Below are 26,657 nucleotides of genomic sequence, written 5' to 3' on the forward strand. Positions count from 1 at the left end.
GTCGCGGACCGACGGCCGGCGTCACTCGGTAATCTCGAACGCGAAGTGACAGGCCGGCAGCGGTCGGACCGGATGGTTGTCCAGATACGAGAGGTGGGCCTTGAGTTCGAACTCGGGTTCGTCGTCGTCCATCCTGAAGATGGTCGGGTAGGCGTCGATGAAGTGCCAGCCGGGTTCGCCCGTCGCCTGCAACACCGTGTCGATGGTCGTGCTGTCTTCCTTCTCGCTCAGCCCGCAGGCGTAGCCCAGCGGCGTGTTGTCGTAGACGAACATCGGCGCCATCTCGTACATCGTCCAGCCGACGCCGGAGATTTCGATTTCGATGTCGGTCCCGGCGGGGCCGCTGGTCGGCGAGAACGTCTCGATTGCCGGCTGGAGCATGAAGCCCGTGACCGCCACCTCCTTCCCGCCGACCCGGGCGGTTATCGGCCGCGTCGACCCGAGGTCGACCGGTATCTCAACCTCGACCTGGAACGACCCGTCGCTGTCGGTCGTGACGGTGGGCAGGATGTCCGGCCGTCGCTCCGGTTCGACCCTGGGGTCCGGCGGCGCGAACTTCCCCGTCGGCTTGTGCCCCTCGTGGGTGTACCAGATGAGGTCGACCTCCTCCTTCGGCGGGAAGTCCCGGCCGGTGATGACTGCCGTCGTCCCCGCCTGGCCGCACTCTGGCGTGATATCGAGCGTCGCCGCGGTGTCCTCGTCGAGGTCGGGGTAGTGGACCGACAGCGGGCTCTCGTCGAACAGCGGGTCGACCCAGGCGGTCACCGGGGTGTCCTCGGGTTCGGTCACCTCGACGGTCCAGGCGGTCTGTCGACCCTTCGAGACCGTCCCGTAGGGCGACTGGGTGTTGTTCTGGAGGAAGGGAATCCCGCGGTAGCCGCGCCATATCTGGACGCGGTGCTCGCCCGGCGGGCCGACTGCCCGCAGTTCGGCCGTGGCCGTCCCGCGGTTCTGCACGCCGGTCATGTACCCGACGTAGCTGTTGTCCCAGGCGACCTGGTAGTTGTTTATCATGACGTCCGGGCCGATACCGTACCCCCGGATGGTGAACGCACCACCCATCGGCGCGGTGGTCTCCTCCAGTTCGAACCACGGCGTAATCTCGTAGGTGGCGGCGGCGACGGTCTCGTCGCTCGCGTCGACCACCTCGACGCGGTGTTCGCCGCCGTAGTCCTCCGGCACCGTCCACTCCGTCCCGAAGGTTCCGGATGCGTCGGTCTCCACGGTCGCTATCGTCTCCGTCCGCGGGCGGTACTGCGGCCCGGTCACCTCGTGGGCGCGCAGCGTGCCCCACTCGCCGTCGACGGTGTTCCAGACGACCTGGAACTGTTCGTTCGCGGGCAGGTCCTCACCCCGCAGTCCGAGTGTGTCGCCGACGAACCCCTCCGCCTCGCTCAAGGCGAGCGTTCCGGGGCCTTCGCTGCCGGGACTGTCCTGTCCCTGTAGACGGTGTTCCCCGCCAGTCGAGTCGTTTCCCATAGCTGGTCGTAAAAATCCGACCGCAATATAGCTGTTGCAGGGCGGTCCGATACCAGCCGACGGCCGCCGCTCACTCGCCGAGCCGACCGTTCACCCGCGCCGGTTCGACCCACAGCGTGAACTCACCGTCCTGCTTCACGATGCCCTCGACGTACTCGCTGTCCGGTGCCGGGTCCACCTCCGGGTCCCGTAGCTCCCCGACCTGGTGGACGTCGTCGACCAGCCAGCCCACTTTCCCGTCGCCGTCACCGTCGTAGATAATCACGCGCCGGTCGGCGTCGGTCTGTGCCAGCCCGTAGACGACCTTCGGGTCGACGATGGTCGTCGTCTCTCCGCGGAGGTTCATCACGCCCTCGACCATCCGGGGGGTGTCCGGGACTGGACTGACCTCGCCGGCCGTGACGATTTCGTCGATAGCGTCGATGGCGACGCAGAAGCGATCCTCGCCGAGGGTGAACACGAGCACCTGGTCGGGGACCGCGACGTCGACGTCGGCGGTCGCCATCAGCTGTTCCTCCCGTCGAGTCGCGGGCGGTCCGAGGGCGCTTCGCGCCCGCCGTCGGCCTCGGCGGAGAGTTCCGTCCCCGGCTCGATTTTGGTCGGCCCGGACGGTGCGTCGTCGCCGCGGTCGTCCCGGTCGCCGTGGCGGGGCTCGCCCGAGTGGTCGTCCTGCACGTCGAAGTCAGAGACCTGGTCGTGCAGGTCGTCCGCGAGGTGGGTGAGGTCCTGCAGGTTCTCGGAGGCCTCGGCCAGCGAGGAGGCCTGTTCCTCCGTGGCGGCCGAGACGTTGCTCGCTTCGGCGGCGGTCTGCTGGCTGACGCTGGAGACCTCGTCGACCATGGAGACGACCTCCTCGCTGCTGGCGGCCTGGTCGTCGGTGGCGTCGCTTATCTCCGTGATGCCGCCCTCGGCTTCCTGGACGGCGTCCGCGATTTCGTCGAACATCTCGATGGCCTCCTCGATGGTTTCGGCCCCGCTCTCGACGCTCTGGCGCATCTCCTGCATCTCCGTGACCGTCTCGTCGGTCGTCGCCTGGACCGCCTCGATGCGGTTCTCGATGTCCGTCGTCGCCTGCGCTGCCTCCTCGGCGAGGGACTTGATTTCGCTGGCGACGACGCCGAAGCCCTCGCCCGCCTCGCCGGCACGGGCGGCCTCGATGGACGCGTTCAGCGCCAGCATGTTCGTCTGCTCGGCGATTTCCGTAATCATGTCGACGATTTCGCCGATTTCGTCCATCTCGCCGTCGAGAGCCTTGACCTGCGAGGTGGCTCCCTCCGCCTTGGCTTCGATGGACTCGATTTCACCCGAGGCCTCGGCAGCGTGTTCGCGGCCGGTCTCGCCGCGGTCGACCGCCGTCGTCGCCGTCGCCGCGACTTCCTCGGCCGAGGAGGCGATTTCCTCGACAGTCGCGGACATGTCGTTCATCTCGCCGGCCACCTCTTCGAGTTGTTCGCTCTGTCGCTCCGCGCCGTGGGCGATTTCCTCGACGGAATCGGCCACCTCGTCGCTCGCCTTCTCTATCTCCTCCGAACTGGCAGTGACCTCCTCGCTGGAGGCCGCGACGTCGTCGGCGATCGCCTGGACGGTCTGGATGCTGGCGCTCAGTTGCTCGATGCCGTCTTCGAGGTTGCCGAGTACGTCGCCGTACTCGCCGGGGTATGCGGTGTCGATGCGCTGGTCGAGGTCGCCGTCTTTGAGGCCCTCGCTCGCGTCGGCAATCTGGCCGAAGCTCTCCGAGAGCTGTCGGGTCCCCGCCTCGAAGTCCTCCAGCACGGTGCCGTACTGTCCCGGACGGCCCGTCTCGACCTGCTGGTCTAGCTGGCCGTCCCTGAGTGCGGCGCTGCTCTCCTTTATCTCTCCCAGGCTCCCGGTGAGTTCGTCGATGCCGTCGTCGAAGTTCTGCATCACGTCGCCGTAGGTGCCGGGGTAGTCGGTGGCGACGTCCTCGTCGCCGTTCAGCGAGAGGTCGCCGGTCGCGACCTTCCTGCTCGTCTCGTCGACCTCACCGAAGACCTCGCGCAGGTTCGTCTGCATCTGCTGGAACGAGTCGCTCATCCGGCCGAGTTCGTCGCTCTCGACGTGGTCGTCGACTTCGGCGGTCAGGTCGCCCTCGCTCATCGCCTGTGACGCCTCGGAGAGTTGCTTGATGGGCGTCGTGATGCGCCCGGCGACGAACAGGCCGATGACGACCGCGGCGAGGAACGCCGCGACGACGAAGCCAATGATGAGCAGGTGGCTGTTGTTGGTCGTCGCCGCTGCCGACGCGACGGATGCCTCCATCTTCGCGTCAGCAGCCTCCTCGAAGGTGACGGTGTCCTCTTCGAGTTCCGTGTAGACGCTGTCTAGCTGGTCCATCTTCTGGTTGGCGACGTCCTCGTTGCCCGCCTGCATCGCTGCGATGACCTCTTCGCCCGTCTCCTTCGCCGTCAGGTGCTCGTCTTTCATCTCCGTGAGCAGCTGCTGTTGGTCCTCGGTCAGGTCGTCACGCTCGGCGAGGGTGTTGTACCACTCCGCAAAGTCCGCCTGCGAGCTCTCGAAATCGTCGGCGGCTTCCATCTCCCCCGTGATTACTTCGTGCAAGGCGAGGCGCTCGGATTCGAGGTCGAACTTCATCTCCATCGCCGCGTCGGCTTCGGCGACGTCGTCGTGGACGATGGACTCCAGTTCGGCGTCGACTGTCGAGACGCTGGTGTACCCGACGAACCCCGTGACGCCCACGAGTATCGCGACGAGTACGAACGCGAGTATCAGCTTCGGCCGTAGGTCGAATCGGTCGAGTGTTACCCTGTCTCTCATACTCGAACGTAGCTCGATAGAGAGGATAAGCGGAGGTTCTAGATATCTGCATGAGTATCAGCCGTGAGAACTGGCAGACACGTTCCGGTGGCTCCGGGCGTGCTGTCGTGGCGGGACAGACCTGTCTCACAGCTGGGATTTGATGACACTTGACTGTCACAATCTGGCAGGTGGAGCCGGACCTGACAACGAGAAATCGATGATTCAAAACATATACGTCTGGCACGCTCTACATCGAACACGACAGCGACCGTATCTATGAACTCGTCTCAGGTGGGTGGCGTCGTGTTGTTGGTGCTCGTGGTCGGCGTCGGGGCGACCCTTGCCGCACCGGCGCAGCCGCCGGAAATCACCGACTCCTCGCCGAGCGACGACCGCGCGCTCGAACTCGCCCTCTCCGACGACGAGACGTTCTCGGTGACGGTCAGCGACCCGGATACGGACCCCGAGGACCTCACCGTGAACTGGTACGTCGACGACCGGCTGGAACGGAGCGGTTCGACCCAGTTCTTCTTCGACGCCGACACGTACGACCACGGCGACCACACCGTACTGGTCGTCGTGTCGGACGAGAACGGCGAGACCGACCGACGGACCTGGAGCGTCGAGGTCCGCCACCCGCCGGAGATTACTGGCTACGACCCCGCCCGGAACCGGACGACGACGAACATCGCCGACAGCGTCAGGTTCGACGTCACCGCCAGAGACCCGGACTCGACGCTGACCGAAGAGAGCATCGTCTGGACCGTCGACGGCCAGCGGGAAGCCATCGGGGACTCCCTCAGGCTGTTCACCGACGAGTATCGCCCCGGGACCCACACCGTCCGGGTCCGCGTCACCGACGGGGACAGCCTCACCGACAGCGCGTCGCGCGAGTGGACGCTGGACATCCTGCAGCCGCCGTCTATCCACGACAGGGACCCCCAGAGCGACGACGTCACGATCCCCGAGGGGGAGACCCGGACCCTCTCGGTGGCGGCGAGTGACCCGGACACGCCCGACGACGACCTCTCCTACCGGTGGTACGTCGACGGCCAGCAGGTCGGCTTCGACCGGCAGTTCACCTTCGACGGCACGCGGTACGGCCCGGGGACCTACACCGTCGAAGCCAGGGTCTCCGACTACACCGGCGTCACGCGCGACGCACTCGAAGAGTGGACGGTCTCGGTCAACGCGATTCCCGACATCACGGTCCAGCAACCCAGCGGGGACGTCGTGCGTCCCGGCAAACCCATCGAGTTCCAGGCGGACGTGTCCTCGAACGGCAACGGGGACGTCGAGGACGTCGCCTGGCAGATTGGCGACCGGACCCGTCAGGGGCGGTCGGCCGTCGTCTCGTTCGACGAGGAACGGGAGGTCCCGGTCACCGTCTCCGTCGACACAGAGAGCGGCGTCGACGCCGAGACGTCGTTCACGCTGCGAGTAATCGACATCCCGCCGCTGTATTCGGAGTTACAGCCCGGGTCGACAACTATCGAGGCCGGCGAGACGGTGACCCTCTACGGGCAGGGGGCCGACCGGGGGACGCGGGACCTCGACTTCGAGTACTCGTGGGAGGTCGACGGGACCGAGTACGTCGGGCAGACGACGACCATCGGACCGCTCCGGCGCATCGGCCGGCACACGGTGACCGCTACTGTCACCAACGAGTTCGGCTCCAACTACAGCACGACTTTCGACGTCATCGTGGAGAACGACAAGCCCCGCGTCATGCTTCGCGAGGCCAGCCGAACCGTCACGTCGAGCGAGGAGGTGCAATTCGAGGCCGTCGTCGTCAACGACGACACGACACCGGTCTCGGTCCAGTACTTCGCCGATAACAGGACCACGCCGTTCTATCGGACGGTCGTGAGCAACACGACAAACGGCACGAGCGTCGTGGGGACTCACTCCTTCTCGACGCCCGGGCGGCACACGGTGACGGCCCGCGTCGCCGACGGCCACGGCACGCAGACCGAGAAGACGTGGCTCGTCAACACCGGCAACCGGCCGCCGCAGTTCGAAACCGCGGTCCCCGACCGCGAGGACGTGACGGTACGCTCCGGCACGACGCTCCCGTTCAGTGTGGAGGCGACCGACCCGGAGGGGACCGCCATCGAGTACCGGTGGTACGTCGACGACTCGCCCGTCGGGACGGGCCCGACCTACCAGTTCAGCGCCAACCAGTCCGGGCAGTACACCGTCTCGGCCGTCGCAGTCGACGCCGACGGCGGTCGCGCCGTCGACGACTGGACCGTCGCTGCCAGCCGGTTCGCGACCGACCTCGGCGTGACGAACCAGTCGACCCAGACGACGCTGCAACCGGGGCAAGGGGAGACTGCCTTGCTGACGCTCACCGTCCAGAACCCGCAGTCGAACGACCGCACCGCGCGGGTGGAGTTCGTCCTCGAACCGGTCGACGGGATGCTGGTCACGCAGGCCAGGAACGTCCGCGAGGCCAGCACGAGCAGCGTCGTCAGTTACGGCACCGTCGACCCCGGAGAACAGGAGCGGATGGGCGTCGGCGTGACCGTCGACCAGGACCTCTACGGCAAACAGGTCTCCGTGCCGTACACGATTCGGTACTACCCCGTCGCCAACCCGGACGACGTCTACACCGTCCGCAACAGTTCGCTCGCGCTCGACATCGGCACGCCGGGGGACTCGAACACCGGCGGACAGTCGACCGATGCAACCGGTCCCCCGGGAGGCAGCGGCCCGGGATTCACCGTCGCGCTCGCGCTGGCGAGCCTGTTCGTGTTCGCGGCACTGCAGCGGTATCGCCGCCGCTGAAGATTCTCCCCGTCTGTACGCGTAATGGTTAACGAGTAAACTTTTACTCGTAAGAATTAAGTAGCCAGTACCTGTAGGTAAAACTGGATTACCTACAGATGATTGGCAAGGACTCGAAGGGGAGTCGTATTCACACACGGGCGAAGGCAGTGCTCGTCGTCGCAGTGGTACTCGCCGTGCTCGCGGGGTCGTTCGCGGGGACGGTCGCTGCGCAGACGAACGCGACCGAGACGGCGACTGCGACTGCGACGCAGACCGCGACGCAGACCGCGTGTCAGCCGGGGCCCGACGAGCCGCAGCTGTCACAGTCGCGCCTGTACGCGCCCCAGCAGACGATTGCGAGCGGTGAGCCGGGGCAGATTTCCGGCGGCTTCCAGGTCGCGGCGGACGCGTCCTGCTCGGTCGTCGTCTCCATCACGATGTCGGTGCCGTCGGGGATGACGATCTCCGGGTCGAGCGACGTCGTCTCCAGCGGTGCGGGGCTGGCGACCGCCCAGTTCACCGTCGACCCTGGTGAAATCCGCGACATCCGCGCGAACGTCTACTCGCAGAACACGGGCGACCGCTCGGTGACCGCCGACATCACCTACTGGCCCGAGGGCAACCAGGACATGAGCCGGGAGATAGACGGCATCTCGCTGACCTTCGACGTGCAGGACCCGGTCACGCCGGGCACCCCCGACGGTGGCGACGGCGGCAACGACAACTCGACGGGCGGGGCCAACGGGGGCGACGGCGGCCTCCTGAGTAGCACGATGCTGCTGGCCTTCGGGGGCTTCGCCCTCGTCGTCCTGGCCATCGTGGCCGTCGCCACTCGCTCGGACGGCGTCAAAATCGGCATCTCGAAGTAGGTATCATGGGCCTGTTCGACCGCTTTCTGGGTGACGACGACGAAGACGACGACCCCGACGTCAGCATCGACCTCTCGGGCGAGGAGCCGACAGTCGAGGGCGTCGACGACGCCGACGGCGTGACGGTCACCGAGGGCGACCCGACGGGCTTTCTGGACGAACTGGAAGACGGGAGCTGGTTCGCGGCCCACGATATCCCGGTCGAAGGCGGCGACGACGCGAGCGAGACGGCGGTGAGTCCGTCGGTGACCGGCAGGACGGGCGGGACGGGCTCGAAACCGACCGCGACGGAGACAGCGGACCCACCGTCGCAGTATCCACGGGTCGACTCGGACACGGTGCTGTTGCCGACGGACCCGGCAATCTTGCAGGCGCTGGAGATACGCGCGAAAAACGGGGCCCAGCAGCGCGTCGAGACGGCGTACGTCCTGACCGGCGAGACCGGACGGCCACCGCAGGACCTCTGGGCGCTCGACGACCCGTCGCTGTACGAGACCGCAACCCGCACCCGCCTGGTCTCCTATGGCCGCCGCATCGCAGAGCACGTCGCCAGCGGCGCGGCCCGTCCGCCGGGACAGGTCGTCCGGGTCCACACGCACCCGCCGACCGACGACCCCAACACCCAGCCCTCCACGATGCCCAGCAGCACCGACATCGACGGTGCGAGCAAGACCAAAGAGCAGTTCGTCGAAGCGCTGGGGGTCTCACCGGGCGACCTCACGTTCAGTCACGGGATTCACGCCTACTACCCCCACGGGCGCAGTCCCGTCCCCGAACAGCCACGCCGGGCGCGTGCGCTCGACAACGGTATCAGTTGGCGGGGCGAACAGTACCGCCACGAACTCGCACTCTACGACGAGACGTTCCGAAACGAACGCACTATCGAACTCGTCGGTCCGAGTGCCGACGGAGGCAAGCATGGATGACGGGCTCAGAGATGCCATCGACTCGCTCACCCAGGACCAGCGAGACGCGCTTCGCGAGGCAATCGCCGACGACCCGCGCGCGCTCGCCGAGTGGTTGCTGGAGGAGGGATACCTCGACCCCGAGACCGTCACGCAGGGTGCCAGTCACGAACCGACGGCGGACCTGACCCCGGCCCAGGAGGAACTGCTCTCCCTGGTCGAACGGATGGGACAGCCCCGCTCCGCCGGCGAGGTCGTCGAGTACGTCTCCGCAGAAGAGCCGGACTTCCAGGAGCAGTACAGTTCGGCCAACCACCGCACGTGGATGAGCAAACAGCTCAACACACTCGTCGGCGAGGGCGTCATCGGCCGCTACCGGAAGGGCCGGACGGTGAAGTACACGCCCTCCGTCGAGGAGGCCATCCGGCGGTGGGCGCTCGAACAGAGCCGCTTCGTCGAGGAACTCGAACGGGACGAAGCCCGAGCCATCGCCGAGGACACGGGGATGCCCCGCGGGGCGGTCCGCCGGGCACTCGTCGGCCTGCTCGACGATGCGTAGCGGGACTGGCCCGCTCGTCCCGACGCCCGCAGGGAAACATACCACAACTGGTAACTACGCGACTCTTCTCGGCACGTATAGCTCCTTTATCACTCATGACTCGTGTCACGGCAGTCCTGGTCGCTTTCCTCGTCGTCGTCGGTGCAAACGCCAGCGTGGCGGTCGTGACGGCGTCGTCGCCGCCTGACGCGTCGTTCACGTACTCGCCGTCGACACCGAATCCGGACGACACCATCACGCTCGACGCGGGTGGATCGACGGACAACGGGTCCATCGTCAGCTACGAGTGGGACACGGACGGTGACGGGTATTACTCGGATGGCGACGACCCGAGCGACGGGGAGACGGCACGCGTCTCCTTCGGCTCCGGTGGAACCTACAGAGTCGGTCTGAAGGTGACCGACGACAACGGCAACACGGACACGTACACCACCCGGATTACTGTCGACAATCCTGCGCCGGAGCCGTCGTTTTCGTACTCGCCGTCGACGCCGAACCCGGACGACACCGTCTCGCTCGACGCCGGTGGGTCGAGCGACCCGGACGGCTCCATCGTCTCCTACGAGTGGGACACGGACGAGGACGGGTACTATTCCGACGGCAACGACCCGGCTGATGGCGAGACAGCGAGCATCTCTTTTGACTCCGGTGGGACCTACACTGTCGGTCTGAGGGTCACCGACAACGGGGGAAAAGAGCGGACGGTGACGAAGCAAATCACCGTCGACAACCCTGCACCGGAGCCAGCGTTCACGTATTCGCCGTCGACGCCGAACCCCGATGACACTATCACGTTCGATGCGAGCGGGTCGAGTGACGCTGATGGTTCGATCGTCTCCTACGAGTGGGACGGAGATGGTGATGGCTACTACTCCGACGGCAACGACCCGAGTGATGGCGAGACGGCGAGCATCTCTTTTGACTCCGGTGGGACCTACACTGTCGGTCTGCGAGTCACCGACAACGGGGGGAAAGAGCGGACGGTGACGAAGCGAATCACCGTCGACAATCCCGGTCCGACCGCGGACTTCTCGTACTCACCGAGCACACCGAATCCTGACGACACCATCTCACTCGACGCCAGTGGGTCGAGCGACCCGGACGGCTCCATCGTCTCCTACGAGTGGGACACAGATGGCGACGGCTACTATTCCGACGGCAACGACCCACGTGACGGTGAGACCGCCACTACCTCCTTCGAGACCGGTGGGACCTACACTGTCGGTCTGAAAGTCACCGATAACGGCGGGAAAGAGCGGACGGTGACGAAGCAGATCACCGTCGAAAACCCCGCGCCGGAGCCGGCGTTTTCGTACTCGCCGTCGACGCCGAACCCGGATGACACCATCACGCTCGATGCAGGCGACACGAGTGACCCGGACGGCTCCATCGTCTCCTACGAGTGGGACGCGGACGACGACGGGTACTACTCTGACGGCAACGACCCGGGCGACGGGGCGACTGCGACTGTTTCGTTCGGTTCTGGCGGTACCTACACTGTCGGCCTGAAAGTCACCGATAACGGTGGGAAAGAGCGGACGATAACGGAGCAAATCACCGTCGAAAACCCCGCACCGACTGCGGACTTCTCGTATTCGCCGTCGCAACCGAACCCTGACGACAGCATCACGCTCGACGGCGGCGGGTCGAGTGACCCCGACGGCCACATCAGCACCTACTCCTGGGACACCGACGGCGACGGCTACGCCGAATACGATGGCCAGAGACCGACTGTTTCCTTCGACACCGAGGGCACGTACACCGTCGGTCTCGAGGTGGAGGACAACGGCGGCAGGACGGCGACCGTGAGCAAATCCATCACCGTCACGAACACGCCGCCGATTCCGGACTTTTCGTACGCGGTTTCCGAGACTAACACCCTCCAGGCCACCTTCGACGCGGGGAACTCGACGGACCCCGACGGCCGGATCGAGCGCTACGAGTGGTACATCGACGGCGACTACGTCGAGAGCGGCCAGCGCGCGACCATCGAGTTCCCGGGGAAGGGCTCCTACGCGGTTCGCCTGGTCGCCTACGACAACGGCGAGAAGCAGGCCAGTACGTCCACGACGGTGGGCGTGAGCCGTGCGCCGACGGCAAGAATCGCCCCGTCGCAGACGCCAGTCGCGGCGAACCAGGCCGTCGAGTTCGTCGCCGCGAACGCGACCGACCCGGATGGAACGGTCGAGTCCGTCGTGTGGACGTTCCCCGACGGGACGACGAAACGGGGTCACACGGTATCGCGGACGTTCTCGGCTACCGGCACGCGGACCGTCTCGGTCACGCTGACCGACGACACCGGCAACGAGCAGACGATAACCCGGTCGGTGTCGGTCCGAGAGCCACCCGAGGCGTCGTTCTCGTGGTCGCCCGAGTCGCCGGCCGACGACAAGGAGGTGGCGTTCACCACCAGCGCACGCGACGCCATCGAGACCTACGAGTGGGACTTCGACGGCGACGGCGAGGTCGACACGACCGGGAAGACGGTCGAGCGGGCCTTTCCCGACGGCGGCGACAAGCAGGTCACGCTCTACGCGCACGGTGCCAACGGCGTGACGAACCGAATCTCACAGACTGTCGGGGTTCGACAGGTCCCGCCAAAGGCTTCTTTCTCCTGGCAGCCAGGGGTGCCGCGTGACGAACAGGACGTCGTCTTCAACGCCAGTTCGCCCGACGACATCGAGCGGTTCGCGTGGGACTTCGACAACGACGGGACCGTCGACAGCGAGGGTCAGACCGTCACTCACGCCTTCCCCGCCGCCGGGAAACGGGCGGTCGTCCTGGAAGTCGAGGAGGCCACCGGCGACACCGCAACCTACCGCGAGGTCGTGACCATCCAGCAAAGTGCCGCGTTCGACCTCACGGCGAGCCAGTCGACCGCTGGCGTCGGGGACGAGGTGATAGCGCAGTTCTCCGTCTCCAACAACGTCCGTGACCGGAGCCTCGACGTGAAACTCCGGCTTGACCTGCCGCCGTCGGGTGCCTCCGTCGCCTCGGTCAACGGCGGCCAGCTCGTCAGCCGGAGCAGCACGAACTTCGTGACGGTCGAACCCGGCGGCAGCGAGACCCTCCGCATCCGCCTGCAGTTCAACGACGCCGCCAACTACTCTATCGGCGGCACAGCCGTCTACTACTTCGACGGCAACGAATCCGGCAGCCGGCGCGAGGCATCGGTCGACCCGGTGAACATCGTCGTCGGCTCTCCCAACGAATCCACACCCGGCGCCAGCGGTCCCGGGTTCGGCGTCCTCGTCGCCCTCGTCGCCGTGCTCCTCGCGCTGACCCTTCGCCGGCGCGTCGCGGGCTGACGTCCGCCCTGTCTGGGGGTCAACTACGTCAGAGCTGGTCGACCATCCGCTCGAAGAGCGTCTGCTGGGCGTTTCGGAGGTGGTAGGAGACCGTCGACTGGGTCAGCGAGAGCGCCTCGGCGATGTCGCTGGCCGAACTGCGCCGCGGCGACTCGAAGTAGCCGCTGTAGATGGCCGCCCGGAGTACCTGGCGCTGCCGGTCGGAGAGGTCCGACTCGTAGACGTCCGCCAGCCGCTCGTCGGACTGTTCCGTGGCTGCGGGCGCGCGCTGGCGTTCCCGCTTGGCGGCGAGTTCCGTCTCCGGGAACGACGCCGTCAGGCTGTCGACGAGCGCAGAGACGTCCCGGACCGCCGGAATCTCGCAGCTCACCTCCGCCTTCCCATCGACCACCCGGTCCGTCGCCACGACGGCACCGAGCGTCACGAGCGTGTGCGCGAGCGACTCCCCCTCCGAGACGATTTCCACGACGCCGCCCGTGTCGTCGTTTCTCTCCCGTATCGTGCGCGTCCCGACGGTCCCGTCGGCGGCGGCCGCTTTGCGTTCCAGGGCTGCAACCGGGGCGTCCTCGACAGTGACGTAGTACACCATCGCGTCGTCGGCCCTCGGAATCGTCTCGGTGACCGACAGCGAGCAGCCGAGTTCCTCCGAGGCCTGCACGAGGAACGACCCGGGGTCCGTGCTCCGGAACGTGAGTTCGACGACGGTGTTCGTGTGGAGGAGTTGTTCGGTCTCCAGCGCGTGGATGACGTGGCCGATTTGCTCGCCGAGAGTCTGCAGGAGCGTCTGCTCGCGTTCGCCGAACGCGTCGGCCCGTCCGGTGTACAGCCCCAGGAAGCCGTAGACGCGGTTGCCGTAGACGAACGGGATGGCTGCGGCGTGTCGCAGGTCGTACGCTCGCAGTTGCTCCCTGGCCGTGGCGGACCGCGCCCTGGCCTGGAGGTCGTGGACCACCTGGACTGTCCCCGTCTCGGCCGCCGTCTCGACCGGTTCTATGTCCGTCAGTGGCGGGTCGAACGCGGCGAAGATGTCCGCGGCCGGCCCGCTCTGGACGTTCGGTTCGAGGAGGTCCGTGCCCGGGGTGTGTTCGGCAACCGCCGCGATGTCGTACTCCCGGGTGTCGGTGAGTAACTCGCAGACCTCCCGTTCGGTCTCGGTCCGCGAGGTGGCGTGCGCGAGCACTTCGGTCACGGGCTGGAACGTCTCGATGAGCTGTTCGAGACGCTTGAGAACGGTGATGTCTTGGAGCGCGACGATCATCTGTTCGATGCAGCCGTCCGCGCTGCAGACCGGCGCGACGTTGCTCGACAGCCACCGCTCGGACCCGTCCGGCAGCGTGATGCCGTGTGTGAACCCCTGGACCGTCTCGCCCGTTTCGACGACCTGTTCGACGGGGTGGTCCCCCCTGGCGATGGGGTCGCCGTCCTCGTCCCAGATGTTCCAGCCCGGGTCTGCGTAGGTCCGGCCCTGCATCTCGCTGTCTTCCAGCCCGAGCAGGTCCTCGGCCCGGGTGTTCGCCCGCGTTATTTCCCCGGTCTCGTCGAGGACTGCGATACCGACAGGGGCCGTCTCCACGATCCTGTCGAGCTTTCGCTCGGCCGCCTTCGCTTCCGTGATGTCCGTACACAGGAGGGTGACCCCGTCGTCGCTGGGGTGGACGTCCACCTCCCAGAACGTCTCGAGGGACGCGTTGTACCGCTCGAAGGAGGTCTGCTGGCCGGTCTCCATCGCCCGTTCGATGGCGTCCTGTGCGACGGTGTCGGCGGCCTCGGGCCAGACGTCCCAGACGGACTCGCCGACCAGGTCCGCGCGGTCTTTGCCGAGAATGCGTTCGGCCCGCTCGTTGACGTACCGGTAGCTGAGGTCTGTATCGAGCGCGACGATGCCGTCCGAGACGCGCTCGACGATGTCCGACGCAACTCCCTGCTCAGACTCCTCTGGAGACATGTCGTCCCGTGTTCCGGACGCTCACTTCTCGGGAAGACCCTAAGTATCTACTCCCGTCTCCCGTCCGCGGTGCTATCGGCGAACGCGCGTCTGTCGGTGTACTGGCCGTGAAAACGGCGTTCCCGGTCGGTTTCAGCACCCGCGTCCCGGGCCGTGGCCGAAGCCGTGCCCGTGGCTACCGACGTCCTGTCCCCGGGGGCCGTAGCCGTAGCCCCGGTCGCGCGGGCTGTCGCCCGAAGCCGGACCCTGCGGGCCGTACCCTGCTCCGGGAGCCTGCGGGCCGTAGCCCGCTCCCGGCCCGTGGGTACCGTAGCCGCTGGTGGTTCCGGGTCCGGCGACACCATGCTGCGCCATCTCGCGAGCCATCTCTTCGAGACTCACGCCCATCCGGGTCTCCATCCACTCGACGGCGTCGGGGCCAACGTGTGCGGTCATGTGTGCCTCCATCCAGGTGGCCCACTCCGCGGCGGTGACCTCGTCGTCGGTCCAGCCGGCCGTGGCGTTGTAGGGGGATGCGTCGGTTGCGGTCGGTCCGGTGCCGTGTGCGCTGACTGCGGACGCGGCGACTGCGAGCCCGACAATCGCGAGCGCGACGAGCAGCCAGCGTCCGGTCGTAGTGGTGGTCATCGTTGTTCTCCTCGGATAGGCGTAGGAGGGGTTCGGGGTTACACTCGTGGGTGTGAACGCACGCAGGAGACCGTCCGAGAACGTTTATACTCTCCTCTGAACGTTTCTCTCGACAGCGACCGTTCGTCGCGGCGGAATGCGCACGGCTCTGGCCGAGGACCTATCGCGTCCGCCGGTTGCCCGAATCCGGGCGTTCGGGAGTCGGGGATTCAGACCTGCTCGGGGTGCAGGTCGTCGCTCGGATACACACGGTACGTCCGTCCCTGTCGTTCGCGGTACAGCAGGCCGCGTTTCTCCAGGTCGCTGACGGTCTGGCTCACCTTGCTCTTCGAGAAGTCCGCGCGGTCGCGCAGTTCTATCTGTGTGATGCCCGGCGAGTCTAGCACCGGTTCGAGGACACGCCGTTCGTCCTCCGGGAGGAGGTCGAGCACGCGCTGGCGTGGCTGCTCCGCCGCTCCCGCGTCACTCCGCGGCGCTGGCTCCGTCTCCGCCGTGTCTTCTACTGCCCGACTGTGTTCGGGCTCCGACTCGGCTTCCCGTGCCCCTTCGCCGGGCTCCCCGCGCGCTCCCGTCTCGGTGACGTTGTCGCGCACGGCGAGATACACGCCGCCGACGACGGCGGCCGTCAGGAGCGTCCCGAGGACGTACCAGAACGGGTCCGTCCCGTGGCCTGGCCCCGTCTGTCCGCCCATCATCGACCCGCCGCCCATCATCCCGCCCGCGGTCGTCCGTTGCTGGAGGGCCTGCCAGGCGAGTACGCCCCCGCCGAGGACGACGGCCGCGACGAGTATCCCGACGACTGCGTCGGCCTGTCGCCGGTTCACCGTCGCCGCCTCCGTCGCACAGACTGGCTGTTCATCGTCGGTCCTTCGGGAGTGACCGTGGTAGCACTTGTGATTCGACAGGTGTGGTGCTCACTCCCGGTCGTCCGGCAGGGAGACGAGGTTCTCGCGCCCGAGTTGTAGCTTCTCGACCGTTCCCGCGTCCGCCATGCGCCCGACGACTCGCGAGGTCTTCGACGCCGACCAGTCCAGTTCCTCGGCGATTGCCGCCTGGCGCATCCGTCCGCCGTTCGCGTCGATGAGACTCTCGACGCGCTCCTCGTCGGTCAGGACCGCCGCACCCGCGGGTTCGGTCCCCGCGCTCTCGGTCTCGCTCTGGTCCGTCCCAGACGCGGCCGCGCTCGGGTCGCGGTCCGGCGCTGCTGCTGGTGTGTCCGGGTCGTCGTCTCCCCGCCGACGACTGCGCCGCCGGTAGGCCGTGTACGCGAGCAGTCCCCCGATGCCGAGGGCGACGAGCGCCCCGACCATCGTCCCGGGACCACCACCGCCCGCCGGCGACGACGGCGTGACAGTCGGGGTCGGTCCGGCCGCGGTGGTCGCCCCGCCGGTCGGTGTTGCGTCGTCGGTCGCCGGAGCGAACACGACGCGGGGCCGTTCGTCGGGAAAGTCCTCGCGCCCGACCCACGTCACGACGCCGTCGCGTTGCTCGGCGGGGGCCGGGTTGACGGTCGCGACGTCGTAGCCGTCGGGTGCCTCGACTTCGAGGGTGTCCTGGGAGGCGAGGAAGAACCCACCCTGAAAGAGGTCGCCGACGGCGAGACCCTCGTTCGACTGCGCGGCGAGGTTCGTCCACGTGAATTCGTAGGTGACGACGCCCCAGCGGCGGGGAACCTCCTGGATTTGCGTCGTCGCGGTGAAGTTCACGGCACGCATCTCGCGGCCGGTCGCGTTGGCCGCGTTGGCGACGACGCCGCGCATCCGCTGGCGGAACGGGTCGAGATAGCTGGCCGTGTCGTTGCGAAAGCGCGCCTGGAAGGCGGTGTACTCCTCGACGCGCTGGTCGGTGTCGAGCCGCGTCCGTATCTGAATCGTCCATCGCGCCGACCCGTCGGCGGCCACGTCGAGTCTGGTCACGGTGTTGTCCGTCTCCGGCTGTCCTCCCTGGGCCACGGCACCGCCGGTGAGCGCGGGCAACAGGACCGCTCCCACCACGGCGGCGACGATGCCGAGCGTCACCACCGTCTCGCCGGCGTTCAGTGACCGTCCCATCTGGATACCGTGTCGTTCCATCGACGTGGATATAAATTCAAACGTTCGTTCTATCGTTTTGATGTGAATCCGGTACGTGTGTCCCTACGTCCGATAACCTGCGATAATTGTACTTTCTTCTATCGGTTTTCGGGTGAAAACGTGTGCAAACGAGTGCAACAATCTGCAATCGACCACCAGGTTCTCTCTGCTTTATTATCATATGGGTCCTGGTCTCTGCCACGATGAAACGAACGTCTTTCAGGTACGTGCTACTCGCCGCAGTGGTGGTCGTCGGCCTGACCGTGCCGGCGGCGGCGCTCGCGGCGGGCACGGGACAGGTCGCTCCCGACGTCGATTCGGGCGCGGCCGTCGCCCCGCAGGCGACGCAGAACGACTCGACCGTGAACGTGACCGTCGGTCAGCAACTCTCGACGGTGCTCAGCGTCTCCAGCGACGAGGTCCAGACGGACTTCGAGAACACCGCGTTCGAACTCTCCGTCGAACGCCCCGGCGTCGAGGAGCGCGCCGAGGCAATCGCCGACCGCGCAGAGGAACTGCGCGAGCGCGCCGAGGACATCCGCGAGGCCTACGCCGAGGCCACCGAGGAGTACGGGGACGGCGACATCGGCAAGTCCGCGTACGCCCAGCGCCTCGCGACGCTGAACGCCCGCGCGACGAACCTCCAGGCCAGCTACGACGCGCTCCAGCAGCGCGCGGCGAACCTCTCCGCGCTCGAACTCCGGGCTGCGGGGGTCAACGAGTCCGCGCTCCGGGCGGCCGTCGAGAACCTGAGCAGCGTCAGCGGCAGCGGCGCGAAGGCACTGCTCGCGCAGTTCACCGGCGAGGCCCGCGGCGAAATCGAACTGGAGACCGCCGACGGCCTCGAAATCGAGGTCGAAGGCGAGGACGGCGAGCGCTCACGCGAGTTCGAACGGCCGCGCGACGACGACCGGAACTTCACCGTCGCACAGGCCGACGCCCTGACGACCGCCCGTGACGCGCTCTCGACGCCCGACGACGGCCGCTGGGTGCTGACGAAGACGAAAGTCAAGGAGTACGAGGGTGCCTACGAGTTCGAGTTCGCCCTCCGCAACGCGAGCCAGACCGGCGAGGCGGAGGTCCGCGTCGACGCCTCGACGGGTGAGGTCTACCGGCTCGAAGAGGAAATCGAGGCTCCCGACGAGGACGACGAGGACGGCGAGGACCGCGACGAGGAGCGTGACGACGACCGTGAACTGGCGCTTGTCGTCGCCGAGGGTGCGCCCGCACCGAACGCGACGGTGACGCTGCAGGTTCTCGACGGCGGTGACCCCGTCGAGAACGTCGCCCTGTCCCTCAACGACGAGCAGGTCGGCACGACGGACGCCAACGGCACGGTGACGGTCAGCCTGCCGGAGTCCGGCGAAGCGAAACTGGCGGTCGAGAGCGGTGATGCGGAGGCCGAACTCGAATTCGAGTTCGAAGAAGACGACGACGAGGTCTTCCGGAACTTGCACGTGGACGCGACGCTCGACGACGGCACCGTGACGGTGACCGTTAGCTACGACGGCTCGGCGGTCGCCAACGCCAGCGTCTACGCCAACGGCCAGGCGGTCGGCACGACGGACGCCGACGGGAGGGTGACCTTCGCCGTCGACGCGAACGCGACCGAGGACCTCGAAGTCGAGGTCGTCAAGGGCGAGTTCGAGGCCGAACTGGAATACGACATCGAGAACGGGTCGCTCGCGCTGACCGAGGACGCCCGCGAGGGTGACGGCGACAAGGTCGAGCGGGAGGCCGAGGACGACGCGGAAGACGGCGAAGACGCCGAAGACGACTCGGAGGACGACGACCGCGAGGCGGACCGGGAGACCGAGGACGACTCGGACGACGAGTCCGAGGACGCTGAGACGCCGGACGATGACTCGGACTCCGATTCGGACGAGGAGGAGACGGAGACGCCCGACGACGAGGAGACCGAGACAGCCGAAGACGACGAGGAAACGGAGACTCCTGACGAGGAGGAGACGGAGACGCCCGACGACGAGGAGACCGAGACGAGCGACGATGACGAGGAGACGGACACCCCCGAGGATGATGACGAGACCGAGACGTCCGACGACGACTGACGGCGTTGGGAGCGCCGACACTCCGCGCCCGCTGTGTCGGGAGACGACTGATGACACACCCGCCATGGACGAACGACAAAGATGACTGACGAATCGCGGACACAGCCGCTCCGGAGAGCGCACGGTCGCCACGCAGCCCTGCTCGTAGTGGTCGCGCTGCTGGTCACGGTCCCGGTTGCCGGGGCTGCCGGTGGCGTTGCACAGCAGACGGCCGATGCACCGCCGGCAGAGCCGGGGTTCGTGGTGGACCTCGCCAGTGACGGCTCGGCGCGCGTGACCCTCGCGACGGCGTTCGACCTGACGACCGACAGCGAGCGCGCCGCCTTCGAGCAGTTGCGGGCCAACAGCACGCTCCAGGAGCGCCGAACGGCGGCCTTCGCCACGCGGATGGAGTCCATCGCCGACCGGGCCGAGGCGGAGACGGGCCGGTCGATGGCCGTCCGTGACTCGGCGATGACCTTCGCGACCGAGAACGAGACCGGCATCGTGGCGCTGTCGGTGACCTGGGACGGACTCGCGGCCGGGGACGGTGACCGGCTGCGGGTCAGCGACCCCTTCGACAGCCAGTTCTCGGTCGACCGCCCGTTCCGCCTCGTCGGTCCCGCTGGCTACGACCTCGCGACGGTGCAGCCCTCGCCGGCGACCCGCACGCAGAGCGGCGCGACGTGGCGGGCCGGGACGGACTTCGACGGCTTCGAGACGACCTTCGCCCCTGCCGGGACGACGGCGACCGACAGCGACACTCCGACCGCCGGCACCGACACGCCCGGTGAGCGCGGTCCCGGCTTCGGTCTCTGGAGCGCCGCGCTCGCACTGGTCGCGTTCGCGGCCCTGCTGGCGACACGCCGCCGAGGTTCCCGCTGACGGTTTCCGGCCCTCCGCTCTGTTCTTCGTTTGCTTCCTTCCATTCCCACCACTGCTTTTCCCGAGACTGGCGTAGCTAGGGTATGGACGAGCCAGACGAGACTCGCGGCACTGCGCGCTACGTTTTCAGGGTCACCGTCCGTCTCGAACCCACAGTCCCCGGTGTCGCCGTCGACCCCGCGGAGTTCGAGACCACCCTGTCCCGGGACGCGGACCCGCCGGAGGAGGAGGGCTGGCTGTTCTTCCGGGACAACCTCTGGCGCGGCGACCTCGCAGATGCGGACTACTTCCGGAAACTGACCGAGGAGGCACTCGACGTCCCCGTGACCTCCGTGTCGTTCAGCGAACTCCGCACCGACGACGCCTACCTGACGGCGCTCCGGGGTGCCATCGCCTCGCACCTGGACGAGTTCAACGCCGACACCGTCGACAAGGCCCTCTCGACGTTTCTCGGCAGTTCGATACGCGTCGTCGACGGGTAGGAGAGTCGGGTCGCCGTCCTCGGGAGTGTCGGTTTCGGTCTCCGAGACGGCGAGCGACGGCGGTCCTTGCCAGCCCCTCGTCAGAGAGAGCGGGCGTAGTAGACGGTGTCGAGGTCGGGTCCCCGGTCGTCGGGGACGCGGTGAACGAGTTCGAAGCCGAACTCCTCCAGGATGGCGATGTGGGCGTCGTTGGTCTCCCAGGTCTCCGTCGAGGCGAACGGCTGCTGGTAGTCGGTCGGCAGGTCGTTGATGAACACCCGGTACATCTCGGTGCCGATGCCCCGGCCCCTGAAGTCGGGGGCGACCGCGAACCGCACGACGTGGTTCGTCGGTGTGGACTCACCCAGCGCATCGCTCTCGGACAGCGGCTCGAACGAGAGCAAGCCCTTGAGCGTCCCGTTTTTCGTCACGCCCACCATCGGTCGGTCGAGACATCGCTGGACGTATCTGTCCATGTCCGTGCGGCCACCGGTGGTGCCCTCCCGGGACAGCTCCCTGCGTGCACTATCGGTCAGCGGCGGCACGAACTCCTCGTCGACAGCCTCCAGCAGTCGACGTATCGACGCCTCGTACTGGTCTCGGTTGCGAATGAACTGAACGGTGGCCATTGTCCCAGTGAACGTACACAGTACCGGCCAAAATACTCCACGATTGTAACCGATTATCGCCCAGAATCTCGTCTTCACAGCGACATGTCTGTGTGACTCCGGTGAGCGCTCGCCACGGCGGTGCCACACGGATTGCGCTTCCTCTCCCTGCACTCGCCCGAACTCCCGTCGGTGGACGTCCGGACGCAATATTGGCCGTCAGCGCGAGGAATATACTCCGCGCGGACGTCGGGCGACAACGATGTGTGACTGCCAGGGTGACCCGGACACCATCGTTCAGAACGTCGAATCCGGTCGAGAACACCGACTCACGGTCGTCTGCCGCCGTTGCGGGGAACCCGTCGAGTACGTCGATGGGTAGGCCCTGTCGACGCTCTCTCGTGGGTTCTCGCACCTAACTATGTAGCATACGCCGACAAATGAGTGCCACCCAAACCGCTAGATAATGAGTCATCACTCTACCGCCGGGGAGCCACGGGACGGTGGTGACCCGGAGCCGACCGTTCTCTTCGTCGACGACGAGCGGGACCTGCTGGAGGTGTATGAGGCGCTGTACGGCGACGACTACGAGGTACTGACTGCAGCGGGCGGGCAGGAGGCACTCCGGAAATTCGACGACGACGTCGACTTCGCATTTCTGGACCGACGGATGCCCGAGATGTCCGGCGACGAACTCCTCGATGCAATCCGCGACGCGGGGTACGAGACGCCCGTCGGCATGCTCTCGGCCGTCGATGCCGAGGTCGCGGCCCCTCCGGAGTGTGCCGTGTACATCGCCAAGCCAGCGGACCGGGGGGAGGTCCGTGCCGCCATCGAACGGCACACGTAGCGCGTGTGTCTGCCCATCGTCGTCGCGGTCTCTACTCCACACTCCTGGCCCAGTCGCCGGCCTGTGGCCGCCGCCCGATTGTGCCGTGGTATCACCCGACAGTAGGTATTTGTCGATTCCGGCCCTCCATTCAGTATGGCACTCAGTGCACGCAACCGGCTTTCGGGGACGGTCACGTCAGTGACGACCGACGCGCTCACGGCCGAAGTCGTCGTCGAGTTGCCCGACGGCCAGACGATTACGTCGACCATCACGCGCGGGTCCGCCGACCGCCTGGAACTCGAAGAGGGCGACGCGGTCGAGGCAGTCATCAAGGCGAGCGAAGTGATGGTGAGCAAGGACTGACTCCCGGACGCGTCCGACGCGGCGGAGTGGCCGTTCGTGACAGAACAATTTCAAAAGCGCCGTTGAGTGAGACGGCCCGTTTCGCTCCGCGGGCCCGAGGCCAGCACCCGAGAGACGCCTTTGCGCCGCCAACTCGCTCAAATGCGCTTTTGCAACGACGCTGGTAATATATCAAAAACTCTATAATATTTATGTGGGCGGCGACCGACTGGTGAGATACGACGGACGTGACCAACCCATGAATTCGACGACACACTCGGACGAGCAGAGACGCCACGCCACCGGTAGTGAAAGGAGTACCCCAGCGGACGACGCGAAGTCGCTGTCGGACATCCGGGACACCTACGCAGCGTACGCCGACTGGATGCACCGCTTCGAGGTGTTCGACCGGGCCGTCACCGGCCGGTACCGCCGCGAACGGTTCGGTGACGTCGACGGCAGGGTCCTCGACGTCGCCTGCGGCACCGGGACGAACTTCCGGTACCTGCCGGCAGACGCCGACCTCGTCGGCATCGACATCAGCCCGGACATGCTGGAGAAGGCCAGGACCCAACTCGCCGACCTGGACGTGGACGGGACCCTCCACCAGATGGACGCCCAGGACCTCGACTTCGACGACGACAGCTTCGATGCGGTGATTTCGGCGCTGTCGACCTGTACCTTCCCGGACCCCGGTGCCGCGCTCCGGGAGATGGAACGCGTCTGCAAGCCGGGCGGGACGATTCGACTCGTCGAGCACGGACGGAGCGCTCTCGGCCCCGTCGCGTGGTACCAGGACTGGCGCGCGGACGCACACTACGAGAAGATGGGCTGTCGCTGGGCGCAGGAACCCCGCGAGGTCGTCGCGGACGCGGGGCTGTCGATCGAGGATACCACGACCGGCCTGCTGGGCACGATTACGACCCTCGAAGCCGACCCCGAGTGAGGCCGCGGCCCGGCGGTCACGGTCGGCAGGTGTCAGGCCCCTGCCCGACGCCGGCGCGAGATGCCGACGGCCAGCGCGAGGATGGCGAGCGCGACCCCGACCGCACTGGCGTTCCACACCGTCACGGCGGTCGTCTCGCGGATGAGTATCCACAGGCCACCGAACAGGTATATCCCCGCAAGGAGCGCGAGAACCAGCGACTGTCTGCGTTCGATTCTGGCGAGTCGGTTCTGGAGGGCTGACTCGTCCATGTGTCCCGATAATCAAGTCGGCTGACAAATTCCTTGCGGTGCTCGCTCCGGGTCCCGGGTCTCAGTTGTGGACTCGGTAGCGGAGTTCGACGATTCCGTCGTCCCGGGCGACGGCGTCGCGCAGTTCTAGCGCCTGTGTCTCGTCGGTCGCGGGGAACAGCGACACGCCACCGCCCAGGAGCACTGGGATGAGGGAGAGACGTATCTCGTCTATCTGGCCTTCGCGCAGGAACGACCCCGCGAGTGCTGCCCCGCCGACCAACCAGACGTGGCCGTACTGCTCTTTCAGTTCCGTGGCGACCGACTGGACGTCCCCGTCGCGGAACTCGACCGTCTCGGCGGCGCGGGGCAGGTCCCTGTGTGTGAGGACGTACGTCGGCCTGTCCCCGTAGGGCCACTCGCCGAAGCCGCGTATCTGTTCGTACGTCTTCGACCCCACGACGAGACAGTCCACGCTCTCGAAGAACGCCGCGTAGGCCTCGCCGGTCTCGCCACTCTCTGCTGTTTGCTGGTACTCGTCGAGCCACCCGACGCCGCCGTCCTCGTCGGCGATGAAGCCGTCGAGACTCGCCGCGATGTAGAGCGTGACCCGTCCGGGACTCATGTGGACCGTACGACGTCGAAGCGCTTGGCTTTGCGGGAACCGCTTCGAGCGAGCAGTCAGCCCGGACCCGCGACGCCGTCGCCGCGCGGTTCGACGCGCCCGGTAAGCGTCGCTTTCTTTTCCCCGACACCGCCGTAGCCGGGTTCATGCCCGACAGTCGCCTTCCGCTCGTCGACGACCACCCGGTCGCGGCGTTCTTCCTCGGTGCATACGCCTACACGTGGCTCGTCTCGGCCCCTGCTGTCTTCATGGACCCCAGCTGGCCCGCGGCGATTCTCGTCGTCGCCGGGAGTTTCGGGCCGCCAGTCAGTGCCGCCCTCGTCACCTGGGCGCGGGGCGACGACGTCCGCGAGTGGGCCGCACAGATTGTCCGCTGGCGGGTCGGCTGGCGGTGGTGGGTCGTCGCGGTCGGTCTCCCGCTGGCCGCGGCAGTCGCAATCACGCTCGGCATCCTGGCCTTCGGGGGACCGGTCGACCTCGGGCGGGCGCTCCCGTCGCCGCTCCTGCTCGCTGGCCTGTTCGCCTACGCGATGGTTCTCAGCGGGGGGCTGAACGAGGAACCCGGCTGGCGGGGATTCGCACAGCCCCGGCTCAACGACCGGTACGGCGGACTCGGCGCGAGTCTCGTCGTCGGCGTCTTCTGGGCGCTCTGGCACCTCCCGTACTTCGTCATCCCGGTCACGCCACACTCAAGCTACCCGCTGGTCAACCAGGTCGGCTGGATCGGCGGCATCCTGACGCTCTCGGTCATCCTCGGCTGGCTCTACAACAACACAGGCAGCGTCCTGCTTCCGATGGTGCTCCACGCCATGGCGAACACGGCGGACGTGGTCATCCCGCTGGCACCCGACGAGCTTCTCGTCGAGGGCGTCGTCGACGTCGGTGCGGTCGGTCTCGTCACGGCCGTCCACGTCGGCGTCTACGTCCTCATCGTCCTTGCAATCGTCGCGGTCTACGGCGCGGCGACGCTCGCGCGCGGCGACGCTCCCGACGCCGCTGACGCCGGCGGCCGCGGACGCGGCACCGGCGACTCGCCCGACTGACCGAACAGCGGTGGCCGGGACGCGGTGTTTCCCGTCGGTCGCTACTACCCGCCTCGATTCCAGATGTGGTGGGAAACTTACAGGAAGTACACTTATGTGTGCCCCCGTCAGAATGACTATCGGATGACACGTACCGATGACACGAGGGGGGATCGGGGGAGGGCGCGCCTCGACGCGCTCTTTGCCTGTCTCGCGAACGGCGACAGCCGCCGGATTCTCGGCTTCCTCTACGACCAGGCACCCGACTCTCTGACACAGCGGGACCTCGCATCGCATCTCGTCAACTGCCCGACCGGCCGCGACGCGGACGCAGACACCACGGTGTCGCAGGCACTTCTCAGGGTCCGACACACGCTCGTCCCGAAGCTCGATGCAGCGGGGCTGGTCGTGCCGGAACCCGACCACGGGACGGTCGCACTCTCCGACCACCCCGCCTTCGAGGACCGGGGCATCGTCGACGTCATCTCGGGCGAGGAGGACGCCGACGCGGACTCCCTCGACGCGCTGTTTCGCGTTCTCAGTGTCGGTCGTCGTCGCACCGCTCTCGACGTGCTGAGCCACGAGTTTCAGGAGATTCACGTCGAGACGCTGGCACGCGAGATCGCCGCGACCGAACGCGGCGTCGCGGGACAGGCGGTTCCCGGCGAGGACGTGGCGGCGATTCGCCAGACGCTCTTTCACGTCCACCTCCCGCTGATGGACGACGCGGGTGTCGTCGAGTACGACCCCGACGCCCGGACGGTCGCGTACGCGGGACATCCCGCACTGCGCGTGCCGTGGATGCACTCCGTCCTCGGTCCTCACTTCCGGGCACTGGTGACCACCGATTCGACCCCGCGGGAGATGGGCCACATCCAGGGCCGCGAGGACGTCATCTCCTACGGGCAGTGGCTCGGCGAGCGGACGGAGGAGGAACTGTTCTGTATGTTCACGCACAACGACATGCTCGAATCGGGGTGTTTCCGTCGCGTCATCGACGCTGCCGCACAGGGCGTGGACGTCTACATCGGCACGTACGATACGACCGTGCGCAATTACGTCCGCGAGCACGCCCCCGAGGTCACGCTGTGGGAACCCCGGATGAACTGGTTGAACCTGCCCGTCGAGGGCAACAGAGTGGGTCGCCTGATACTCTCCGACCGACGCGCGGTCATGCTCGGGACCATCAAGACGGAGACCGACGAGGGCGTTCCCGAGGAGAAAGCCATCGTCGGCGAGGGCGCGGACAACACGCTGGTCGTCATGATTCGGCAGATGCTCGACGGCCACCTCGACCAGATCGACGAACAGTACAGCGAACTCGCTCCCACGCTCCCCTTCTGA

The 26,657-nt window shown here is 67.0% G+C and carries 23 protein-coding genes; 13 read left to right on the forward strand and 10 right to left on the reverse strand.

The features are described from left to right. Window positions 1-21: 21 nt before the first annotated feature. From WDJ57_RS15245 to WDJ57_RS15255, 3 genes are all read right to left on the reverse strand, one after another. On the reverse strand, window positions 22-1,479 hold the full coding sequence (locus WDJ57_RS15245) for a hypothetical protein (RefSeq protein ID WP_338901700.1): 1,458 nt from the start codon (window positions 1,477-1,479) through the stop codon (window positions 22-24). A gap of 70 nt (window positions 1,480-1,549) precedes the next feature. Beyond that, window positions 1,550-1,984, reverse strand: a complete 435-nt coding sequence (locus tag WDJ57_RS15250) for a chemotaxis protein CheW (RefSeq protein ID WP_338901702.1) — start codon at window positions 1,982-1,984, stop codon at window positions 1,550-1,552. Next, window positions 1,984-4,275 (reverse strand): methyl-accepting chemotaxis protein, encoded by a 2,292-nt coding sequence (locus tag WDJ57_RS15255; protein WP_338901704.1) that lies wholly within the window; start codon window positions 4,273-4,275, stop codon window positions 1,984-1,986. Before WDJ57_RS15255 ends, WDJ57_RS15250 begins: the two co-directional genes overlap by 1 nt. Window positions 4,276-4,533: 258 nt before the next feature. Here WDJ57_RS15255 and WDJ57_RS15260 point away from each other — a divergent pair, with 258 nt between their 5' ends. From WDJ57_RS15260 to WDJ57_RS15280, 5 genes are all read left to right on the forward strand, one after another. Then, entirely contained in the window at window positions 4,534-7,047 is a 2,514-nt protein-coding gene (locus tag WDJ57_RS15260) for a PKD domain-containing protein (protein WP_338901705.1), read from the forward strand. 98 nt (window positions 7,048-7,145) lie between these two features. Continuing rightward, window positions 7,146-7,898, forward strand: a complete 753-nt coding sequence (locus WDJ57_RS15265; RefSeq protein WP_338901707.1) for a hypothetical protein — start codon at window positions 7,146-7,148, stop codon at window positions 7,896-7,898. Between the two features lie 5 nt (window positions 7,899-7,903). Then, the gene (locus tag WDJ57_RS15270) at window positions 7,904-8,824 is read left to right on the forward strand and encodes a hypothetical protein (RefSeq protein WP_338901708.1); all 921 of its coding nucleotides are present in this window, start codon (window positions 7,904-7,906) and stop codon (window positions 8,822-8,824) included. Further along, window positions 8,817-9,362, forward strand: a complete 546-nt coding sequence (locus WDJ57_RS15275; RefSeq protein ID WP_338901709.1) for a hypothetical protein — start codon at window positions 8,817-8,819, stop codon at window positions 9,360-9,362. Before WDJ57_RS15270 ends, WDJ57_RS15275 begins: the two co-directional genes overlap by 8 nt. A 95-nt stretch (window positions 9,363-9,457) precedes the next feature. After that, window positions 9,458-12,670: a PKD domain-containing protein gene (locus tag WDJ57_RS15280; protein ID WP_338901710.1), complete on the forward strand. Its 3,213-nt coding sequence runs from the start codon at window positions 9,458-9,460 to the stop codon at window positions 12,668-12,670. Window positions 12,671-12,698: 28 nt separating this feature from the next. On the opposite strand, the gene WDJ57_RS15285 is transcribed toward WDJ57_RS15280, so the two are convergent. The 4 genes from WDJ57_RS15285 to WDJ57_RS15300 all read right to left on the reverse strand — a co-directional run bounded on the left by WDJ57_RS15285 (window position 12,699) and on the right by WDJ57_RS15300 (window position 17,293). Then, the gene (locus WDJ57_RS15285; protein ID WP_338901711.1) at window positions 12,699-14,615 is read right to left on the reverse strand and encodes a PAS domain-containing protein; all 1,917 of its coding nucleotides are present in this window, start codon (window positions 14,613-14,615) and stop codon (window positions 12,699-12,701) included. Between the two features lie 132 nt (window positions 14,616-14,747). Next, window positions 14,748-15,242, reverse strand: a complete 495-nt coding sequence (locus WDJ57_RS15290) for a hypothetical protein (protein ID WP_338901712.1) — start codon at window positions 15,240-15,242, stop codon at window positions 14,748-14,750. A 209-nt stretch (window positions 15,243-15,451) separates the two neighbouring features. Beyond that, window positions 15,452-16,066 carry a helix-turn-helix transcriptional regulator gene (locus WDJ57_RS15295; RefSeq protein ID WP_338901713.1) on the reverse strand — a complete coding sequence of 205 codons (615 nt, stop codon included), beginning with the start codon at window positions 16,064-16,066 and terminating at the stop codon, window positions 15,452-15,454. Between the two features lie 90 nt (window positions 16,067-16,156). Then, window positions 16,157-17,293 carry a helix-turn-helix transcriptional regulator gene (locus tag WDJ57_RS15300; protein WP_338901715.1) on the reverse strand — a complete coding sequence of 379 codons (1,137 nt, stop codon included), beginning with the start codon at window positions 17,291-17,293 and terminating at the stop codon, window positions 16,157-16,159. Window positions 17,294-17,517: 224 nt separating this feature from the next. On the opposite strand from WDJ57_RS15300, the gene WDJ57_RS15305 reads away from it, so the two are divergent. From WDJ57_RS15305 to lwrS, 3 genes are all read left to right on the forward strand, one after another. Next, window positions 17,518-19,383, forward strand: coding sequence for a DUF7096 domain-containing protein (locus WDJ57_RS15305; protein WP_338901716.1), 1,866 nt, complete (start codon window positions 17,518-17,520; stop codon window positions 19,381-19,383). Window positions 19,384-19,464: 81 nt separating this feature from the next. Next, complete coding sequence (locus WDJ57_RS15310) at window positions 19,465-20,247, forward strand: DUF7345 domain-containing protein (RefSeq protein WP_338901717.1); 783 nt, start codon at window positions 19,465-19,467, stop codon at window positions 20,245-20,247. An 83-nt stretch (window positions 20,248-20,330) separates the two neighbouring features. After that, window positions 20,331-20,729: an LWR-salt protein gene (lwrS, locus tag WDJ57_RS15315; RefSeq protein WP_338901718.1), complete on the forward strand. Its 399-nt coding sequence runs from the start codon at window positions 20,331-20,333 to the stop codon at window positions 20,727-20,729. A gap of 80 nt (window positions 20,730-20,809) precedes the next feature. Here the strand turns inward: lwrS and WDJ57_RS15320 are convergent, their stop codons facing one another. Continuing rightward, the gene (locus WDJ57_RS15320; protein WP_338901719.1) at window positions 20,810-21,337 is read right to left on the reverse strand and encodes a GNAT family N-acetyltransferase; all 528 of its coding nucleotides are present in this window, start codon (window positions 21,335-21,337) and stop codon (window positions 20,810-20,812) included. A 445-nt stretch (window positions 21,338-21,782) separates the two neighbouring features. Between WDJ57_RS15320 and WDJ57_RS15325 the strand changes: the two genes are divergently transcribed. From WDJ57_RS15325 to WDJ57_RS15335, 3 genes are all read left to right on the forward strand, one after another. Continuing rightward, window positions 21,783-22,166, forward strand: a complete 384-nt coding sequence (locus WDJ57_RS15325) for a response regulator transcription factor (protein ID WP_338901720.1) — start codon at window positions 21,783-21,785, stop codon at window positions 22,164-22,166. Between the two features lie 135 nt (window positions 22,167-22,301). Continuing rightward, window positions 22,302-22,511, forward strand: a complete 210-nt coding sequence (locus tag WDJ57_RS15330; protein WP_338901721.1) for a TOBE domain-containing protein — start codon at window positions 22,302-22,304, stop codon at window positions 22,509-22,511. Window positions 22,512-22,749: 238 nt separating this feature from the next. After that, window positions 22,750-23,436 carry a class I SAM-dependent methyltransferase gene (locus WDJ57_RS15335; RefSeq protein ID WP_338901722.1) on the forward strand — a complete coding sequence of 229 codons (687 nt, stop codon included), beginning with the start codon at window positions 22,750-22,752 and terminating at the stop codon, window positions 23,434-23,436. A gap of 32 nt (window positions 23,437-23,468) precedes the next feature. Here WDJ57_RS15335 and WDJ57_RS15340 read toward each other — a convergent pair whose 3' ends face one another. Together WDJ57_RS15340 and WDJ57_RS15345 are read right to left on the reverse strand one after the other, a co-directional pair. Continuing rightward, window positions 23,469-23,687 (reverse strand): hypothetical protein, encoded by a 219-nt coding sequence (locus WDJ57_RS15340; RefSeq protein ID WP_338901723.1) that lies wholly within the window; start codon window positions 23,685-23,687, stop codon window positions 23,469-23,471. Window positions 23,688-23,748: 61 nt separating this feature from the next. Beyond that, on the reverse strand, window positions 23,749-24,291 hold the full coding sequence (locus WDJ57_RS15345; RefSeq protein ID WP_338901724.1) for a dihydrofolate reductase family protein: 543 nt from the start codon (window positions 24,289-24,291) through the stop codon (window positions 23,749-23,751). Window positions 24,292-24,437: 146 nt separating this feature from the next. Here WDJ57_RS15345 and WDJ57_RS15350 point away from each other — a divergent pair, with 146 nt between their 5' ends. After that, entirely contained in the window at window positions 24,438-25,334 is an 897-nt protein-coding gene (locus WDJ57_RS15350; RefSeq protein ID WP_338901725.1) for a CPBP family intramembrane glutamic endopeptidase, read from the forward strand. A gap of 123 nt (window positions 25,335-25,457) precedes the next feature. Next, window positions 25,458-26,657, forward strand: a complete 1,200-nt coding sequence (locus tag WDJ57_RS15355; RefSeq protein WP_338901726.1) for a DUF7344 domain-containing protein — start codon at window positions 25,458-25,460, stop codon at window positions 26,655-26,657.

Origin of the sequence: Salinibaculum sp. SYNS191 (assembly GCF_037338445.1) — an archaeon.
GTDB classification, from domain to species: Archaea; Halobacteriota; Halobacteria; order Halobacteriales; family Haloarculaceae; genus Salinibaculum; species Salinibaculum marinum.